This window comes from Streptomyces tamarix, from assembly GCF_032423885.1.
Lineage (GTDB): Bacteria > Actinomycetota > Actinomycetes > Streptomycetales > Streptomycetaceae > Streptomyces > Streptomyces tamarix.
This window is the reverse complement of sequence record NZ_JAWCTQ010000007.1, coordinates 26,154-42,701: the sequence shown is the minus strand read 5'-3', so window position 1 is coordinate 42,701 and position 16,548 is coordinate 26,154. Positions and strand designations below refer to the sequence as shown.

Genomic DNA, 16,548 nt, shown 5'->3' with positions numbered 1-16,548 from the left:
CTGGGGAGCCACCGCCCCCGGGCGCCGCACGGGCCAGACGCTCTCGGCGCCGCACGGGCCAGACCGCGACGGGGGCCGGGCCGGCGGGGGACAGACCGGCCGGGGTCAGCCGGTGCCGGCCGGGCCGGCGGGGTCAGCCGACGCGGTCGCGCGCGTTCCCGTCGGGCCAGCACTCGACGCCCGTCAGGTCCGGGAAGCGGCTCGCCGTGAAGACCGGGTCCCGGCCCGCGCGGCGCTGGGTCTGGTAGTCGTCCAGCAGGCGGAACGCCACCACCGACAGGGGCACGATCGCCGCCAGGTTGACCAGCGCCATGAAGCCCATGAACACGTCCGCCAGGTTCCACACGACGCTCACCGTGCCGAGCGCGCCGAGGAACACCGTCACGAGGGCCAGCGTCCGGTACGCGGGGAGGACCCAGCGCCTGCTGGTCATGTACTCGATGTTCGACTCGCCGTAGTAGTAGTTGCCGATCAGGGTCGAGAAGCACAGCATGAACACGACGACCGTCAACGCGTGCCCGGCCCAGGAGCCGAGCGTCGACTCCAGCGCCGTCTGCGTGAGGTCCGCGCCCTGGCGGCCCGACAGCGTCGGGTTGGTGGTGAGGATGATGAACGCGGTCATCGAGCAGATCAGCAGCGTGTCGAAGAAGACGCCCAGCGCCTGTACGAGGCCCTGCTTCACCGGGTGGGTGACCTCCGCCGCGGCGCCCGCGTTCGGCGCGGAACCGAGTCCCGCCTCGTTGGAGAACATGCCGCGCCGGATGCCGTTCTGGATCGCCGCGCCGACCGCGCCGCCCGCGACCTCGCGGAAGCCGAACGCGCCGCCCACGATGTCGGCGAGGACCCGCGGGACGTCGGTGATGTTCATCAGGACGACGATGGTGCCCAGCGCCAGGTACAGGATCGCCATGACCGGCACCAGCCACTGCGTGACCGACGCGATGCGCCGTACGCCGCCGAAGACGACCAGGCCGAGCAGCAGGGCGACGACCGCGCCGATCACCGGGGCGACGACGCCGGTGTCGTCGACGCCGAGCGAGCCGCTGACGACGGTGGTGATCGTGTTGGACTGCACGGCGTTGAAGACGAGCCCGAACGTCACCGTGATCGTGACGGCGAAGAGGAAGCCCAGCCACGGCTTCCCGAGCCCGCGCCGCATGTAGTACGCCGGGCCGCCCCGGTACGTGCCGTCCTCGTCGCGCACCTTGTACAACTGCGCCAGCGTCGACTCGACGAAGGCGGAGGCCGCGCCGACGATCGCCATGACCCACATCCAGAACACCGCGCCGGCGCCGCCCAGCGTGATCGCGCTCGCGACGCCCGCGACGTTGCCCGTGCCGACACGGGCCGCCGCCGAGATCGTGAACGCCCCGAACGACGAGACGGGCTTGCGGCCCTCGTCCCCGTCCGGCGCGGGCGCCGGGTCCTTGAGCACGCGGAACATCTCCGGCAGCAGCCGTAGCTGCACGCCCCGGGACCGCAGGGTGAACCAGAGGCCCGCCAGCACGACGACCGGGATGAGCAGGTAGGTCCAGAACACGTCGTTGACGTCGACGATCAGGGAATCGAAGGTCTGCACGGGAATCCTCGTGGGGGGGTCGACAGCACAGGGGTCCCCCCGAAGGAAGACCCGGCCCATCTTCACACGAACCGACAATCGGCCCCAGTCGTCACACCGACCTCCGGCCCGTTCCCTCACATCCGGAGCGGGCGACACGGCCCGGCGGGCGGGGCGGAGGGGCACACGGACATCGAGAAGGGGAAAGGCCCCGAAGAGGGAAAACGGAGAGAGCGGCACCCCTGGCGCCAGGGGTGCCGCTCTCTGTCCGTACTACTGGACGGTCCGATCCGCGGGGGATCAGAAGTCCATGTCACCGCCCGGCATGCCGCCGCCGGCCGGCGCGGACGCCTTCTCCGGCTTGTCGGCGATGACGGCCTCGGTGGTGAGGAACAGCGCGGCGATCGACGCGGCGTTCTGCAGCGCGGAGCGCGTCACCTTGGCCGGGTCGATGATGCCCTCGGCGACCAGGTCGACGTACTCGCCGGTCGCGGCGTTGAGGCCGTGGCCCGGGGTGAGGTTGCGCACCTTCTCCACCACGACGCCGCCCTCGAGGCCGGCGTTGACGGCGATCTGCTTGAGCGGGGCCTCCAGGGCGGCCTTCACGGCGGCGGCACCGGTGGCCTCGTCGCCGTCCAGCTCCAGCTTCTCGAAGACGCTGGACGCCTGGAGCAGGGCCACGCCACCACCGGCGACGATGCCCTCCTCGACGGCGGCCTTGGCGTTGCGCACCGCGTCCTCGATGCGGTGCTTGCGCTCCTTCAGCTCGACCTCGGTGGCGGCACCGGCCTTGATGACGGCCACGCCGCCGGCCAGCTTCGCCAGGCGCTCCTGGAGCTTCTCGCGGTCGTAGTCCGAGTCCGAGTTCTCGATCTCGGCGCGGATCTGGTTGACGCGGCCCTGGACCTGCTCGCTGTCGCCGGCACCGTCGACGATCGTCGTCTCGTCCTTGGTGATGACGACCTTGCGGGCGCGGCCCAGGAGGTCCAGACCGGCGTTCTCCAGCTTGAGGCCGACCTCCTCGGAGATGACCTGGCCACCCGTGAGGATGGCGATGTCGCCGAGCATGGCCTTGCGGCGGTCGCCGAAGCCCGGGGCCTTGACGGCGACGGACTTGAACGTGCCGCGGATCTTGTTGACGACCAGCGTGGAGAGCGCCTCGCCCTCGACGTCCTCGGCGATGATCAGCAGCGGCTTGCCGGACTGCATGACCTTCTCCAGCAGCGGGAGGAGGTCCTTCACCGCGGAGACCTTGGAGTTGACGATGAGGATGTACGGGTCCTCGAGGACGGCCTCCATGCGCTCCATGTCGGTCGCGAAGTACGCCGAGATGTAGCCCTTGTCGAAGCGCATGCCCTCGGTGAGCTCCAGCTCCAGCCCGAAGGTGTTGGACTCCTCGACGGTGATGACGCCTTCCTTGCCGACCTTGTCCATGGCCTCGGCGATCAGCTCGCCGATCTGGGTGTCGGCGGCGGAGATGGAGGCGGTGGAGGCGATCTGCTCCTTGGTCTCCACGTCCTTCGCCTGCTCCAGCAGCGCGCCGGAGACGGCCTCGACGGCCTTCTCGATACCGCGCTTCAGGGCCATCGGGTTGGCACCGGCGGCGACGTTGCGCAGGCCCTCGCGGACCAGCGCCTGGGCGAGCACGGTCGCGGTGGTCGTACCGTCACCGGCGACGTCGTCCGTCTTCTTGGCGACTTCCTTGACCAGCTCGGCGCCGATCTTCTCGTACGGGTCCTCGAGCTCGATCTCCTTGGCGATGGAAACACCATCGTTGGTGATCGTGGGGGCGCCCCACTTCTTCTCGAGGACGACGTTGCGACCCTTGGGACCAAGGGTGACCTTGACGGCGTCGGCGAGCTGGTTCATCCCGCGCTCGAGACCGCGCCGTGCCTCCTCGTCGAACGCGATGATCTTGGCCATGTGAAGTGGTCCTCCCGGACTGGGGTGGATTGCTCCGGACCGCGCTGGCGCCCGCGACGGACGGCCCGTGTGCCGCGTGGTTCCTTGCCCCACGCGCCTTGCGGGCCTCACCGACGAGGTCCTTCCGTTGTCACTCTCACTCGCAGAGTGCTAACGCCAATGATTAGCACTCGCCCTATGAGAGTGCAAGCGCCCCACGGTGGCGGCGGGGGCTCGGAGGGGCTCTCGGGAGGGCTTTCGGGGGGCTTTCAAGGGGCTCTCGGACGGACGCGCGAAGGGCCCCGCGGGGGACGGCTGCGGGCGGGCGCACGAAGAAGCCGCGAGGCGCGGCTGCGGGGGCCGGCCGCGGGAGGGCGCGTGAAGGGCCCGCGGGGCCGGCCGCGGGCGGGCGCACGAAGGGCCCGTACCCCTTGACGGGGTGCGGGCCCTTCGTCGAATGCCGTTGGCCGGAACGCGTCGTGCTTAGACGGCGATCTTGACCATGTCCGCCTGCGGACCCTTCTGGCCCTGCGAGATCTCGAACTCGACCCGCTGGCCTTCCTCAAGGGTGCGGTAGCCGTCCATCTGGATCGCGCTGTAGTGCACGAAAACATCCGCACCACCGTCGACCGCGATGAAGCCGTACCCCTTCTCCGCGTTGAACCACTTGACGGTGCCCTGAGCCATGCCTAACTCCCCTATTACTGGCCCTTGCACAGGACCGCACTTCGCGGACCCGGGTCAGACCTCGCCCACTGACAGGGGTGGGCGTGCGCCGGAACGCGTCGACCGCGGCTGAATGTATCTGCCCAACTGCCCTCTGCAACAGGTCAATCGGACGAGAAATCCAAGCGCCGGTGAAGGGAAATGATGGCCGGAACGGCCATAACCCCGGGCAAGTCGGGCCGGGCAAAGCGCGCAAACCGCGCATCGGGCGGAGGCACTTTGGCTACTTCTTGTCGGGCCCCGGCGCGTTCTCATATGCAACCGGCACGGACGGCGGCGGGGGGTTCCCCAACTCTACCGCCTTCAACCCTCCAGAATCGCCGCCTCCGCTTTCCTCGGCGCCCGTTCCGAAATGAACGAGCCGCCCCTTTCGCCGACGGACCGAAAAACCCGAAAGGCTCCGTCCGCCCCGCGCGCCTACCCCGCCGGACGCCCGGCGAACACCGGCACGGGACCTGCGGGGGACGGTGGGGGCCTCACGGGGCGGGGTGGGGACGCACGGCCTACGGGGCCTGCGGGGGGACGGCGGGGGCTGCCTACGGGGCCTGCGGGGCCCCTCGGGACCAACGGGTCGGCCCCCGCCAGAGGTGGCGGGGGCCGGGACGCCGGAACCGGGCGGAGAGGCACCGGTCAGTCGTGCACTGGACGGTCGGGCGGCGGACGGTCAGGCGCCGGACGACCGGCCACCGGACAGTCGGCTCAGACGACCGATACCGGACGACCGGACGCCGGACGGCCGGACAGTCGGGCACCGGACGACCGGACATCGGGCAGGCGGCGCCAGGCAGTCGGGCACCGGACGACCGGACGCCAGACGATCAGTGCCAGCCAGTCAGGCACCGGACGGTCAGGCACCGGGCCGACACGGTCCGAGAGGGCGTACGGGCGTCCCCCGTCGCCGGAGGGGACGCCGGAGGGGTTCAGCAGCCGCCCGCGACCGCCGGGATGATCGAGATGCCCGCACCCTCCGGGGTGGCCGTCCCGAGGCCCTGCTCGAAGCGGACGTCGTCGTCGTTGACGTAGACGTTCACGAAGCGGCGAAGCTGGCCCTGGTCGTCGAGGACGCGCGCGGCGATGCCCGGGTGGTTCTTCTCCAGGGACTCGATGACCTCCGCGAGGGTCGCACCCTCCGCCGGGACCTCGGCCTGGCCGCCCGTGTACGTGCGGAGGATGGTGGGGATGCGGACGTTGACGCTCATGGTTCGTGTCTCCCGGGGGTTTCAGTTGGCGAGGCCGGCGTCGCGGAACGCGTCCAGGCTCGGGCGGATCGTCGCGGTGGGGCCGGTCGTCGGGGCGACCGCGTCCAGGGTCTTCAGGCCGTCACCCGTGTTGAGGACGACGGTGGTCAGGGACGGGTCCAGCAGGCCGTTCTCGATCAGCTTGCGCGTCACGCCCACGGTCACCCCGCCCGCCGTCTCGGCGAAGACGCCCTCCGTGCGGGCCAGCAGCTTGATCGCGTCGACGATCTGCTCGTCGTTGACGTCCTCCACCGCGCCGCCCGTGCGACGGGCGATGTCCAGGACGTACGGGCCGTCGGCCGGGTTGCCGATGGCGAGCGACTTGGCGATCGTGTTCGGCTTCTGGGGCCGTACGACGTCGTGGCCCGCCTTGTAGGCCGCCGACACCGGGGAGCAGCCCTCCGCCTGCGCGCCGAAGATCTTGTACGGCCGGTCCTCGACGAGGCCCAGGCTGATCAGCTCCTGCAACCCCTTGTCGATCTTCGTCAACTGGGAGCCCGACGCGATCGGGACGACCAACTGGTCCGGCAGGCGCCATCCGAGCTGCTCGCAGATCTCGTACGCGAGGGTCTTGGAACCCTCCGCGTAGTACGGCCGCAGGTTGACGTTGACGAAGCCCCAGCCCTCGCCGAGCGGGTCGCCGATGAGCTCCGAGCAGAAGCGGTTGACATCGTCGTACGTGCCCTCGATGCCGACCACGTCGCCGCCGTACACCGCGGCCATGACGACCTTGCCCTGCTCCAGGTCGTGCGGGATGAACACGCAGGAGCGCAGGCCCGCCCGCGCGGCGGCGGCGCCGACCGCACCCGCCAGGTTGCCGGTGGAGGAGCACGACAGGGTGGTGAAGCCGAAGACGCGCGCCGCCTCCAGGGCCTGGGCGACCACCCGGTCCTTGAAGGAGTGCGTGGGGTTGCCCGAGTCGTCCTTGACGTAGAGGCCGCCGGTCACGCCCAGTTCGCGCGCGAGGTTGTCGGCCTTGATGAGCGGGGTCCAGCCGGGGTTGAGGTTCGGCTTGTCCGCGACGTCCGCGGGGACGGGGAGGAGCGGCGCGTACCGCCAGATGCTGGTGGGGCCGGCCTCGATCCGCTTGCGGAGCTGCTCCGGGTCGCCGGCCGGCAGGTCGTACGCGACTTCGAGGGGGCCGAAACAGTGCTCACAGGCGAAGATCGGGCTGAGCGGGAAGCGCTCGCCGCACTCGCGGCAGGAGAGCGCGGCCGCGGGGCCGAGGTCGACGGAGGGGGTGGTGGGTGCGGTGGTCTGCACAGCCATGGAAGGCGAGGCCCTTTCTCCTCATCTTTCTCACTGGCGCGTGTCGCCGTGAGACGGATTTGGCACCTTCCCTAGCCGGGGACCTCGCGTGAACGTGCGAGAACCGGCTGGAGGGTTGCCGGGGCTTCATCGGGCCGTGTCCCTCTGCCCCTCTGGATGAGCGGTATGTGGTTGTCGGCACGGGGACCCCGGCATGCGGTGGTCTCGCGCGTTGTTCAAGACTGTAGCCGAAGGGGTGGAGGTCTGAGATAGACGTCCGAACCGCGAGATGGGTCACACACGGCCCCGCAACGACCCGAGGAGTGGCGCGCGTGCTGGAAGAGGTGGAGCGCTGGCTGGGCCGGCGGTCCTGGTCCGTGGCCGACCGGCCGATCGACCAACTGCTCGCCGCGAAACGGGCCCACGGCACCACGGTGAGCGTCGTCCTGCCCGCGCTGAACGAGGAGGCGACGGTCGGTGAGATCGTCGCCGTGATCCGTCGGGACCTGATGTCGGAGGCGGTGCCGCTCGTCGACGAGCTGGTCGTCCTCGACTCGGGGTCTACGGACCGCACGGCGGAGGTGGCCGCGCGGGCCGGCGCGCGGGTGGTGGCGCGGGACGACGTGCTGCCGCGCATACCCGCCCTGCCCGGCAAGGGGGAGGTGCTGTGGCGCTCCCTGCTGGTGACGGGCGGCGACGTGGTGTGCTTCGTCGACGCGGACCTGCGGGAGTTCGACGCGGACTTCGTGGCGGGGATCGTGGGGCCGCTGCTCACGGACCCGGACGTGGAGTTCGTGAAGGCGATGTACGACCGTCCCTTCGCGGCCGGGGCGGACGGCGGACGGGGCGGCGGGCAGGGCGGCCGGGTGACGGAGCTGGTCGCGCGACCGCTGCTGAACCTGCACTGGCCGCGGCTGGCCGGGTTCGTCCAGCCGCTGGGCGGGGAGTACGCGGCCCGGCGCACGCTGCTGGAGCGGTTGCCGTTCCCGGTGGGGTACGGGGTGGAGCTGGGGCTGCTGGTGGACGCGCTGCACCTGGTGGGCCTGGACGCGCTGGCCCAGGTCGACGTGGGCGTACGGCTGCACCGGCACCAGGACGACCGGGCGCTGGGGCGGATGGCCGCGGCGATCTACCGGACGGCGCAGTTGCGGCTGTCGCGCGGGCACCTCGTACGGCCCCGGCTGACGCAGTTCGACCGCACGGAGACGGGCTTCGCGCCGCGCACCCACCCGGTGGACACGGAGGAACGGCCGCCGATGCGGGAGGTCGCGGAGTACCAGCGCAAGCGCCGGGTGGCCTGATCTCCGTACGTTTGAGCGTTTCCCGCTCGGGCTAGGTTGGGCTCATGGTCTCGGACATCCTGGTGGCATCGAATCGCGGTCCGGTCAGCTACGCGCTGCGCGAGGCGGACGGCGGGCTGGAGGCGCGGCGCGGCGGCGGGGGGCTCGTGTCGGGGCTCTCCGCGATCGGACCCGACGCGGGCGCGGTGTGGGTGTGCGCGGCGCTGGGCGAGGGGGACCGGGAGGCGGTGCGGCGCGGCGTCTCCGAGCCGGGCGTCCGGATGCTGGACATCGACGCGCTGGCGGGCGAAGGGACGCACGCCGCCGCGTACAACGGCATCGCCAACTCGGTGCTGTGGTTCGTCCACCACATGCTGTACCAGACGCCGCTGGAGCCCGTCTTCGACGCGGAGTTCCGCCGCCGGTGGGAGGCGTACCGGGCGTACAACCGGGCCTTCGCGGAGGCGCTCGCCGCGGAGGCGGCGCCGGGCGCGGCGGTCCTGATCCAGGACTACCACCTGGCGCTGGCGCCGGGCATGCTGCGCGAGCTGCGGCCGGACCTGCGCATCGGACACTTCTCGCACACCCCGTGGGCACCGCCGGACTACTTCGGGATGCTCCCCGACGACATCGCGCGCGAGCTGTTGAACGGCATGCTCGGCGCGGACCGGCTCGGCTTCCTGACGCGCCGCTGGGCGGAGGCGTTCACGGCGTGCTGCGCCCGCGCGGTGGGCGGCACGGGCACGACCGAGGTGGGGGTGCACGGGCTGGGCGCGGACGCCGGGTTCCTGCGGGCGCGGTCGCGGGAGGCGGACGTCGAGGAGCGGATGGCGACGCTGCGGGAGCAGATCGGCGGGGCCGACCGCAAGACGGTCATCCGGGTGGACCGCACGGAGCTGTCGAAGAACATCGTGCGGGGGCTGCTGGCGTACCGGGAGCTGCTGGCCGGGTGGCCGGAGTGGCGCGAGCGGGTCGTCCACATCGCCTTCGCATACCCGTCCCGGCAGGACCTGGAGGTGTACCGGCGGTACACGGCGGAGGTCTCGCGGCTGGCGGAGGAGATCAACGCCGAGTACGGCACGGAGACGTGGACGCCGGTGCTGCTTCACGTGAAGGACGACTTCGCCCGCTCCCTGGCGGCGTACCGCCTGGCGGACGTGGCGCTGGTGAACCCCATCCGGGACGGGATGAACCTGGTCGCGAAGGAGGTCCCGGTCGTCTCCGACGAGGGCTGCGCCCTGGTCCTGTCCCGCGAGGCGGGCGCGCACGAGGAACTGGGTGCCGACGCGGTGACGGTGAACCCGTACGACGTGACCGGCACGGCCCGGGCCCTGCACGAGGCCCTGTCGATGCCGCCCGCGGACCGCGCGGACCGCACGAAGCGCCTGGCGGCCGCGGCGACGGCCCTCCCGCCCCAGCGCTGGTTCCTGGACCAGCTGGAGGCGCTGCGGGGCGGGACGGCGGGCTAGCGGCCCGGGCCTCCGGTCCCGGTCGGGACCGGAGGCCGGGGCTTGCGGGGCCGGAGGCCGGAGCCACGGGGCCGGAGGCCGGGGCCGGGTGCGGGCGTTCAGTCGGGCAGGGCCGCGGCGAGGGACGCGAAGAAGGCGACGACCTCCGCCGGGCCCCGGAGCGTCAGGTCCGCGCGGGCGGACAGGGCCTGGACCTCGTCGCTGCCGCTGCAGATCAGCAGGCCCGGTACGCCGTCCGCGCGGAGCTTCTCGACCGCCGCGAAGGCCGGGAGGTCGCCCAGGTCGTCGCCGGCGTAGACGACGGCCTGCGCGCCCGTCTCCCGTACGTGCTCGATGAGGGCCTGGCCCTTGTCCATGCCCGGGGGGCGCAGTTCGAGGACCATGCGGCCCGGCTCGACGACGAGGCCGTGGCGGGTGGCCAGGTCGGCGAGCGGCTCGGTCAGGGCGTCGAACGCGGCCTGCGGGTCGGTGGCGCGGCGGGTGTGGACGGCGACCGCGCGGCCCTTCTCCTCGATCCAGGTGCCGGGCCAGGCGCCGGCCCGCTCCAGGACGCCGGGGAGCTCGGCGCGCACGGCGGTGACGCCGGGGTGCTCGGGGGCGGCGCGGACCTCGCCGGTGGCGGCGTCCCAGCGCTCGGCGCCGTAGTGGCCGAGGACGACGAGGTGGTCGAGGCCGGGGACCCCGGCGAAGCCGCCGTACCGGACGGCGACACCGGCGGGGCGGCCGGTGATCACCGCGACGGAGGCGACGCGCGGGGCGAGGGCGGCGAGCGCGGGAACGGCGTCGGGGTGGGCGCGGGCCTGCTCGGGGTCGGCGACGATGGGGGCGAGGGTGCCGTCGAAGTCGACGGCGACGGTGGTGGCGGAGGGGTGCGCGAGGATCGTGGCCAGGGCGTCGCGGCCGGCGGGGGTGGTGGGTCGGGGGAGCGAGTTGCTGGACATGTGTGCGTACCTATCCACAAGCCCCTCACACCACACCTGCGGGCCCGCGTCCCGGAGGACCCGCCCCGCCGGAAGCCGACCCGCCGGGACCCGCACCGCCAGGAGTCACCCCGGCGGTCCCGACCCGGCAGACCCGACCCGCCGGGCCCACCCACCGGAAGCCGCCCCACCGGGACCACCCACCGGAAGCCGCCCCGGCGGCCCCCGCCCGCCGGGAGCCGTTCGCCGGGTGTCCCTCAGCGGCGGGACTCGCGGGAGGCGCGCAGGCGGCGCAGGCGGTTGACGGTGACGGGGTCGTGGGCCAGCGCCCGCTCGTCGTCCAGCAGGGCGTTCAGGAGCTGGTAGTACCGCACCGGCGACAGGTCGAGCTGCTCCCGGATCGCCCGCTCCTTCGCCCCCGGCCCCGGCCACGAGCGCCGTTCCATGGCGAGGACCGCGCGTTCGCGGTCGGTGAGGGCGGGAGGCTGCTCGGTCATATCAGCAACTTAAGCTACCGCGCCGACGCCGACGCCTCCGCCGCCCTGGCGTCCCGGGCGATCTCCCCCAGCACGGCCCGCGGGTTCCCGTCCGGCGCGACGGCCCTGCCGATGTTCTTCTTCACGCTCTCGCTGACCTTCGCCCAGGACGTCTCGCCCACCGGGTACAGCTCCGACCCGGCCAGCTCCTCCAGGAACGGCCGGAGCGCCGCGTGCTCGGGGTCCGCCTCCATGGCGGTGCTGGCGGTGACGGTGACGGGCAGCAGGTCGTACCGGTCGGAGAACTCCAGCACGTTCTTGTCCGTGTACACGAAGTCGAGGAACTCCCCGATCTCCTTGCGGTGCCCGTTCTCCTTGAAGGCCATCATCCAGTCGGCCACGCCCAGCGTCGCCTTCGCCTTGCCGTTCACGCCGGGCAGCGGGACCGTGCCGACCTTCACCCCGGCCTTCTCGGCGGTCTCCATCAGCGTCGGGTGGCCGTTCAGCATGCCGACCTCGCCGCGCACGAACGCGTCGAACGCCTGCTGGCGGTCGAGGTCACCGGGGGCGACGGGCCCGGTGAGGCCCTCGCCGACCAGCTCCTCCTTCAGCCACGTCATCGTCTGGACGTTGGCCGGCGAGTCGATCTGGTACGCCGTGCCGGTCGTGTCGCGGTAGCCGCCGCCCCCGCCGAGCAGCCACATCATGGTCTCGGCCTGGGACTCCTCGGAGCCGAGCGGCAGCGCGAAGGGGAACTTCACGCCCTTCGCCTCCAGCTTCCGCGCGGCGGTCCGCAGCCCGTCCCAGTCGGCCGGCGGCGCGGCCCCGGCCTTGTCGAACAGCTCCTCGTTGAAGAACAGCATGCGGGTGCTCGCACCGAACGGCAGGCCGTACTGGACGCGGTCCACTTCGCCGGCCTGCCGCAGCATGGGGAGGAAGTTGGCCTGGGTGGGGACGGAGACGAGGGTGTCGACCGGGTACAGCTTCCCCTCGTGCGCGTAGTCGGCGTACGCGCCGATCTGGGCCAGGTCGGGGGCCTCGCCGCGCTCGACCATCCCGGCGACCTCGCGGTCGACGTCCTTCCAGGACAGGACGGTGACGTCGATCTTCACGCCGGGCGTCTTCTTCTCGTACGCGCGGGCGAGGTCGTTCCAGTACTTCTCCGACGTGTTGGCGTCGGTGCTGCCGTAGTCGGCGGCGACGAGCTTGAGCGTCACCCCGTCGGCGGCGCCCGCCCCGCACCCCGACAACGTCGCCGTGATCGTCAGTGCGGCCAGCACCGCGGTCGTTCCCCTGTAGCGGCGCACTGCCTTACCCACCCCTGCTCCACGTCGAGCTGCGCTTTTTCCTCACGGAAGGATAAGAGGTCTACACCTAGGTCTAAACCACCGGGTTCAGCGCCCCCGCAGTTCGGTACGTTGCGTGCGTCCGCAGACGACGACCCCGGGAGCCCGCGCATGTCTCGAACAGCCGCCGAGATCACCACCCAGCCCCGCTGTTGGCGCCGCGCCGCCGGGGCCGCGGCGGACGAAGCGGCGGCCGGGGTGCTGCCCCGCCCCGGCGAACGCGTCGCCGTGACCGGCTGCGGCACGTCCTGGTTCATGGCCCTCGCCTACGCGGCGCTGCGCGAGGCCGCCGGGCAGGGCGAGACGGACGCGTTCGCGGCGTCCGAGTTCCCGGCCGGGCGGGCCGCGGCGTACGACCGGGTGGTGGCGATCACCCGCTCGGGCACGACGACGGAGGTGCTGGACCTGTTGGCCCGGCTGCGCGGGAGGACCCGCACGGCGGTGCTGACGGCCGACGCGAAGTCCCCGGTGGTGGACGCGGCGGACGCGGTCGCGGTGCTGGACTGGGCGGACGAGGAGTCGGTGGTGCAGACCCGGTTCGCGACGACCGCGCTGGCCTTCCTGCGCGCCGGCCTCGGGGCCGTACCCGGGGTGAAGACGGTCGAGGAGGCCGCGCTGGACGCGGAGCTGGCGGTGACGGAACCGCTGCCGGAGGCGGTGCTGGCGGCCGAGCAGTGGACGTTCCTGGGGCTCGGCTGGACGTACGGGCTGGCCCTGGAGGCGGCGCTGAAGATGCGGGAGGCCGCGGGCGCGTGGACGGAGGCGTACCCGGCGATGGAGTACCGCCACGGCCCGATCGCGATCACCGGCCCGAACCGGGTGGCCTGGGTCTTCGGCCCGCTGCCGGAGGGCCTGGCGGGGGACGTGGCGCGGGTCGGCGGGACGCTGCACGCCCACGCCTCGGCGGACCCGATGGCCGACCTGGTGCGCGCCCAGCGGCTGGCGGAGGCGCTGGCACAGGCGCGCGGCCTGGACCCGGACCGCCCCCGCAACCTCTCGCGGAGCGTGATCCTCTCCTGAGCCCGGGCCCCGCCGCCCGGCGCGGGCTCGCCCACCGGGCACGGACCCGCCCACCCGGCACGGACCCGCCCGCCGGGCGGCGGACGGCCCGCCTCATTGCATTTGTATGTCGCGGCAACAATCCTCCGAAGTGGACTAGACCTTTAAGGTCGCTCGGGCGACACTGTCTCCCGTGAGACACGTCATCGCCCTCGATGTGGGCGGCACCGGCATGAAGGCCGCCCTGGTCGGGGCCGACGGGGCACTGCTGTACGAGGCGCGGCGCGCGACCGGCCGCGAGCGCGGCCCCGACGCCGTCGTGGCGTCGATCCTCGACTTCGCCGCCGACCTGCTCGCACGGGGCGAGGAGCGGTACGGCGTACGGGCGGAGGCCGCCGGCGTGGCCGTGCCCGGCATCGTCGACCCCGACGGCGGCGTCGCCGTGTACGCCGCGAACCTCGGCTGGCGCGACGTACCGCTGCGCGCCCTGCTGGGCGAGCGGCTCGGCGGCCTGCCCGTCGCCCTCGGCCACGACGTGCGCACCGGCGGGCTCGCCGAGGGGCGCGTCGGGGCGGGCCGGGGCACGGACCGGTTCCTGTTCGTCGCCCTCGGCACCGGCATCGCGGGCGCCATCGGCATCGGCGGGGCCATCGAGGCCGGCGCGCACGGTTACGCCGGCGAGATCGGCCACGTCGTCGTGCGCCCCGGCGGCCCCGTCTGCGGCTGCGGGCAGCGCGGCTGCCTGGAGACCCTGGCGTCGGCCGCCGCCGTGACCCGCGCCTGGGCGGAGGCGAGCGGCGACCCCGACGCGGACGCCGCCGACTGCGCCAAGGCCGTCGAGTCGGGCGACGCGCGCGCCGTACGCGTCTGGCAGGACGCCGTCGACGCGCTCGCGGACGGGCTGGTCACCGCACTCACCCTGCTGGACCCCCGCACCCTGATCATCGGTGGCGGACTCGCCGAGGCGGGGGAAACCTTGTTCACACCCCTCAGGGCCGCCGTCGAGGAGCGCGTCACGTTCCAGCGGACGCCCGCCATCGTGCCCGCGGCCCTCGGGGACACCACCGGCTGCCTGGGCGCGGGGCTCCTCGCCTGGGACCTGCTCGCCACCGATCTGGAGGTATCCGCCTGATGGCCGTTCACGCCGACCGCAAGGTCCTCGCCGGGGCCCGCGTGGTGCTGCCGACCGGCGTCGTCGAAGGCGGGCGCGTCACCGTCGAGGGCGCCCGGATCGCCGACACCGCCGCCGCACCCGCCGAAGCGTCCGCCGACGCGCCCGCGCTGGACCTGACGGGGCACTGGCTGGTGCCCGGCTTCGTCGACCTCCACAACCACGGCGGCGGCGGCGCCTCCTTCACCTCGGGCACCCTCGACGAGGTCCTCCACGGCATCCGCACCCACCGCGCGCACGGCACGACCACCCTCGTCGCGTCGACCGTCACCGGCGACATGGACTTCCTGGCCCACCGCGCCGGCGAACTGTCCGAACTGGCCGAGCAGGGCGACATCGCCGGCATCCACTTCGAGGGCCCGTTCATCTCCCCGTGCCGCAAGGGCGCCCACAGCGAGGCCCTGCTGCGCGACCCCGACCCGGCCGAGGTCCGCAAGCTGGTCGACGCCGCGCGCGGCCACGCCCGCATGGTGACCCTCGCGACCGAGCTGCCCGGCGGCGTCGACTCCGTACGCCTCCTCGCCGAGCACGGCGTCATCGCCGCCATCGGCCACACGGACGCCACCTACGAGCAGACCGCCGAGGCCATCGACGCGGGCGCCACCGTCGCCACGCACCTGTTCAACGCGATGCCCGGGCTGGGCCACCGCGCGCCCGGCCCCATCGCCGCCCTCCTGGAGGACGAGCGGGTCACCGTCGAGCTGATCAACGACGGTACGCACCTCCACCCCGCCGCCCTGGAGCTGGCGTTCCACCACGCCGGCGCGGGCCGGGTCGCCTTCATCACCGACGCGATGGACGCGGCCGGGTTCGGGGACGGGGTCTACCACCTCGGTCCGCTGGAGGTCGAGGTCAGGGAGGGGGTGGCCCGACTCGTCGAGGGCGGCTCGATCGCCGGGTCCACCCTCACCCTCGACACCGCCTTCCGGCGCGCCGCCACCGTCGACGGGCTGCCCGTCGAGGCGATCGTCCGGGCCATCTCCGCCAACCCGGCGAGGCTGCTGGGCCTGGACGACCGGATCGGTTCGATCGAGCCCGGCAAGGACGCCGACCTGGTCGTCCTCGACGAGGAGTTCACCCTCAGGGGTGTGATGCGCAAGGGCGAATGGGTGATTGAACCCCAAGTGGGGTGATTTCCCGGCGAACCACGGAAAGGCGGCCCACCCGAGGACTGGGCGGGCCGCCTTCCGTTTGGCATGATCGTGGCCGCGATTTTTCCGGACCGGACAGCGAGGCGTAACCGGTCCACGACTTCCGGGGGTGGGGGAACCGGTGATCCTCACGGTCACGCTCAACACCGCGCTCGACCTCACCTACGCGGTGCCCGCGCTCACCCCGCACACCACGCACCGCGTCACCGACGTGGCCGAGCGCCCCGGCGGCAAGGGCGTCAACGTCGCCCGCGTCCTGGCCGCCCTCGGCCACGAGACGGTCGTCACCGGCTTCGCGGGCGGCCCCACCGGGGAAGTCCTGCGCGGCCTGCTCGCCCCGCTGCCCGTACGGGACGCCCTGGTGCCGACCTCCGACGCCACGCGCCGCACCGTCGCCGTCGTCGACACGGCGACGGGCGACGCGACGCACTTCAACGAACCCGGCCCGGTGATCACCCCCGCGGAGTGGGCGGCGCTCGTCTCCTCGTACGAGGAGCTGCTCGCCGGGGCCCGGGCGGTCGCCCTGTGCGGCAGCCTGCCGCGCGGCGTCCACGTCGGCGCGTACGGGGAGCTGGTGCGCCGCGCCCGCCGCGCCGGCGTCCCCGTCCTCCTCGACACGAGCGGCGAGCCGCTGCGCCGGGGCATCGCCGCCCGCCCCGACCTGGTCAAACCGAACGCCGACGAGCTGGCCGCCCTCACCGGCTCCCGCGAGCCGCTGCGCGCCGCCCGCGACGCCCGCCGCCGCGGCGCCCACGCGGTCGTCGCCTCCCTCGGCCCGGACGGGCTCCTCGCGGTCACCCCGGACGGCACGTGGACCGCCGCCCCGCCCGCCCGCGTCGCCGGCAACCCGACGGGCGCGGGCGACTCGGCGGTCGCCGGGCTGCTGTCCGCCCTGGTCGAGGGCGAGCCGTGGCCGCGGCGGCTGGCCCGCGCGACCGCCCTGGCGACGGCCACCGTGTACGCGCGGACCGCCGGTGAGTTCGACGCGGCCCGGTACGGAGAACTGCTGGAGCGGGTGACGGTCACGGAGCACGCCACCGCGGCCTGACGCACCGCCCCCCGAC

At 73.2% G+C, this 16,548-nt stretch carries 14 protein-coding genes and 1 riboswitch; of the genes, 6 read left to right on the top strand and 8 right to left on the bottom strand.

What is annotated here, in order from left to right:
* Positions 1 to 133 precede the first annotated feature (133 nt).
* The 5 genes from RND61_RS08055 to thrC form a co-directional block, all read right to left on the bottom strand.
* Positions 134 to 1,579, bottom strand: a complete 1,446-nt coding sequence (locus tag RND61_RS08055; RefSeq protein ID WP_315877114.1) for an alanine/glycine:cation symporter family protein — start codon at positions 1,577 to 1,579, stop codon at positions 134 to 136.
* Positions 1,580 to 1,858: 279 nt separating this feature from the next.
* Positions 1,859 to 3,481 (bottom strand): chaperonin GroEL, encoded by a 1,623-nt coding sequence (gene groL, locus RND61_RS08050; RefSeq protein WP_315877113.1) that lies wholly within the window; start codon positions 3,479 to 3,481, stop codon positions 1,859 to 1,861.
* A gap of 462 nt (positions 3,482 to 3,943) precedes the next feature.
* Positions 3,944 to 4,147, bottom strand: coding sequence for a cold-shock protein (locus tag RND61_RS08045; protein ID WP_010474007.1), 204 nt, complete (start codon positions 4,145 to 4,147; stop codon positions 3,944 to 3,946).
* A 959-nt stretch (positions 4,148 to 5,106) separates the two neighbouring features.
* Entirely contained in the window at positions 5,107 to 5,385 is a 279-nt protein-coding gene (locus RND61_RS08040) for a MoaD/ThiS family protein (protein WP_315877112.1), read from the bottom strand.
* Between the two features lie 21 nt (positions 5,386 to 5,406).
* Positions 5,407 to 6,693, bottom strand: a complete 1,287-nt coding sequence (thrC, locus tag RND61_RS08035; RefSeq protein WP_315877111.1) for a threonine synthase — start codon at positions 6,691 to 6,693, stop codon at positions 5,407 to 5,409.
* Between the two features lie 18 nt (positions 6,694 to 6,711).
* Positions 6,712 to 6,856: riboswitch (SAM riboswitch) on the bottom strand.
* Positions 6,857 to 7,004: 148 nt separating this feature from the next.
* On the opposite strand from thrC, the gene RND61_RS08030 reads away from it, so the two are divergent.
* Together RND61_RS08030 and RND61_RS08025 are read left to right on the top strand one after the other, a co-directional pair.
* Positions 7,005 to 7,973, top strand: a complete 969-nt coding sequence (locus RND61_RS08030) for a glucosyl-3-phosphoglycerate synthase (protein ID WP_315877110.1) — start codon at positions 7,005 to 7,007, stop codon at positions 7,971 to 7,973.
* Between the two features lie 44 nt (positions 7,974 to 8,017).
* The gene (locus RND61_RS08025; protein WP_315877109.1) at positions 8,018 to 9,421 is read left to right on the top strand and encodes an alpha,alpha-trehalose-phosphate synthase (UDP-forming); all 1,404 of its coding nucleotides are present in this window, start codon (positions 8,018 to 8,020) and stop codon (positions 9,419 to 9,421) included.
* Positions 9,422 to 9,519: 98 nt separating this feature from the next.
* On the opposite strand, the gene otsB is transcribed toward RND61_RS08025, so the two are convergent.
* From otsB to RND61_RS08010, 3 genes are all read right to left on the bottom strand, one after another.
* Positions 9,520 to 10,362: a trehalose-phosphatase gene (otsB, locus tag RND61_RS08020; RefSeq protein WP_315877108.1), complete on the bottom strand. Its 843-nt coding sequence runs from the start codon at positions 10,360 to 10,362 to the stop codon at positions 9,520 to 9,522.
* Positions 10,363 to 10,598: 236 nt separating this feature from the next.
* Positions 10,599 to 10,838, bottom strand: a complete 240-nt coding sequence (locus RND61_RS08015) for a DUF3263 domain-containing protein (RefSeq protein ID WP_315877107.1) — start codon at positions 10,836 to 10,838, stop codon at positions 10,599 to 10,601.
* A gap of 14 nt (positions 10,839 to 10,852) precedes the next feature.
* Positions 10,853 to 12,136 carry an ABC transporter substrate-binding protein gene (locus tag RND61_RS08010; RefSeq protein ID WP_315877106.1) on the bottom strand — a complete coding sequence of 428 codons (1,284 nt, stop codon included), beginning with the start codon at positions 12,134 to 12,136 and terminating at the stop codon, positions 10,853 to 10,855.
* Positions 12,137 to 12,274: 138 nt separating this feature from the next.
* On the opposite strand from RND61_RS08010, the gene RND61_RS08005 reads away from it, so the two are divergent.
* The 4 genes from RND61_RS08005 (at position 12,275) to RND61_RS07990 (ending at position 16,532) form a co-directional block, all read left to right on the top strand.
* Positions 12,275 to 13,183 carry an SIS domain-containing protein gene (locus RND61_RS08005; protein WP_315877105.1) on the top strand — a complete coding sequence of 303 codons (909 nt, stop codon included), beginning with the start codon at positions 12,275 to 12,277 and terminating at the stop codon, positions 13,181 to 13,183.
* Positions 13,184 to 13,355: 172 nt separating this feature from the next.
* Positions 13,356 to 14,294: an ROK family protein gene (locus RND61_RS08000; protein ID WP_315877104.1), complete on the top strand. Its 939-nt coding sequence runs from the start codon at positions 13,356 to 13,358 to the stop codon at positions 14,292 to 14,294.
* Complete coding sequence (nagA, locus tag RND61_RS07995) at positions 14,294 to 15,466, top strand: N-acetylglucosamine-6-phosphate deacetylase (RefSeq protein WP_315877103.1); 1,173 nt, start codon at positions 14,294 to 14,296, stop codon at positions 15,464 to 15,466. The genes RND61_RS08000 and nagA overlap by 1 nt, the downstream gene beginning before the upstream one ends.
* Positions 15,467 to 15,605: 139 nt before the next feature.
* On the top strand, positions 15,606 to 16,532 hold the full coding sequence (locus RND61_RS07990; RefSeq protein ID WP_315877102.1) for a 1-phosphofructokinase family hexose kinase: 927 nt from the start codon (positions 15,606 to 15,608) through the stop codon (positions 16,530 to 16,532).
* Positions 16,533 to 16,548: the final 16 nt, after the last annotated feature.

What these genes read in the sequence shown, in the direction of transcription:
- groL (WP_315877113.1), bottom strand. Translation starts at nt 3,481, where the DNA reads ATGGCCAAGATCATCGCGTTCGACGAGGAGGCACGGCGCGGTCTCGAG.
- RND61_RS08045 (WP_010474007.1), bottom strand. Translation starts at nt 4,147, where the DNA reads ATGGCTCAGGGCACCGTCAAGTGGTTCAACGCGGAGAAGGGGTACGGC.
- RND61_RS08040 (WP_315877112.1), bottom strand. Translation starts at nt 5,385, where the DNA reads ATGAGCGTCAACGTCCGCATCCCCACCATCCTCCGCACGTACACGGGC.
- thrC (WP_315877111.1), bottom strand. Translation starts at nt 6,693, where the DNA reads ATGGCTGTGCAGACCACCGCACCCACCACCCCCTCCGTCGACCTCGGC.
- RND61_RS08025 (WP_315877109.1), top strand. Translation starts at nt 8,018, where the DNA reads ATGGTCTCGGACATCCTGGTGGCATCGAATCGCGGTCCGGTCAGCTAC.
- otsB (WP_315877108.1), bottom strand. Translation starts at nt 10,362, where the DNA reads ATGTCCAGCAACTCGCTCCCCCGACCCACCACCCCCGCCGGCCGCGAC.
- RND61_RS08015 (WP_315877107.1), bottom strand. Translation starts at nt 10,838, where the DNA reads ATGACCGAGCAGCCTCCCGCCCTCACCGACCGCGAACGCGCGGTCCTC.
- RND61_RS08005 (WP_315877105.1), top strand. Translation starts at nt 12,275, where the DNA reads ATGTCTCGAACAGCCGCCGAGATCACCACCCAGCCCCGCTGTTGGCGC.
- nagA (WP_315877103.1), top strand. Translation starts at nt 14,294, where the DNA reads ATGGCCGTTCACGCCGACCGCAAGGTCCTCGCCGGGGCCCGCGTGGTG.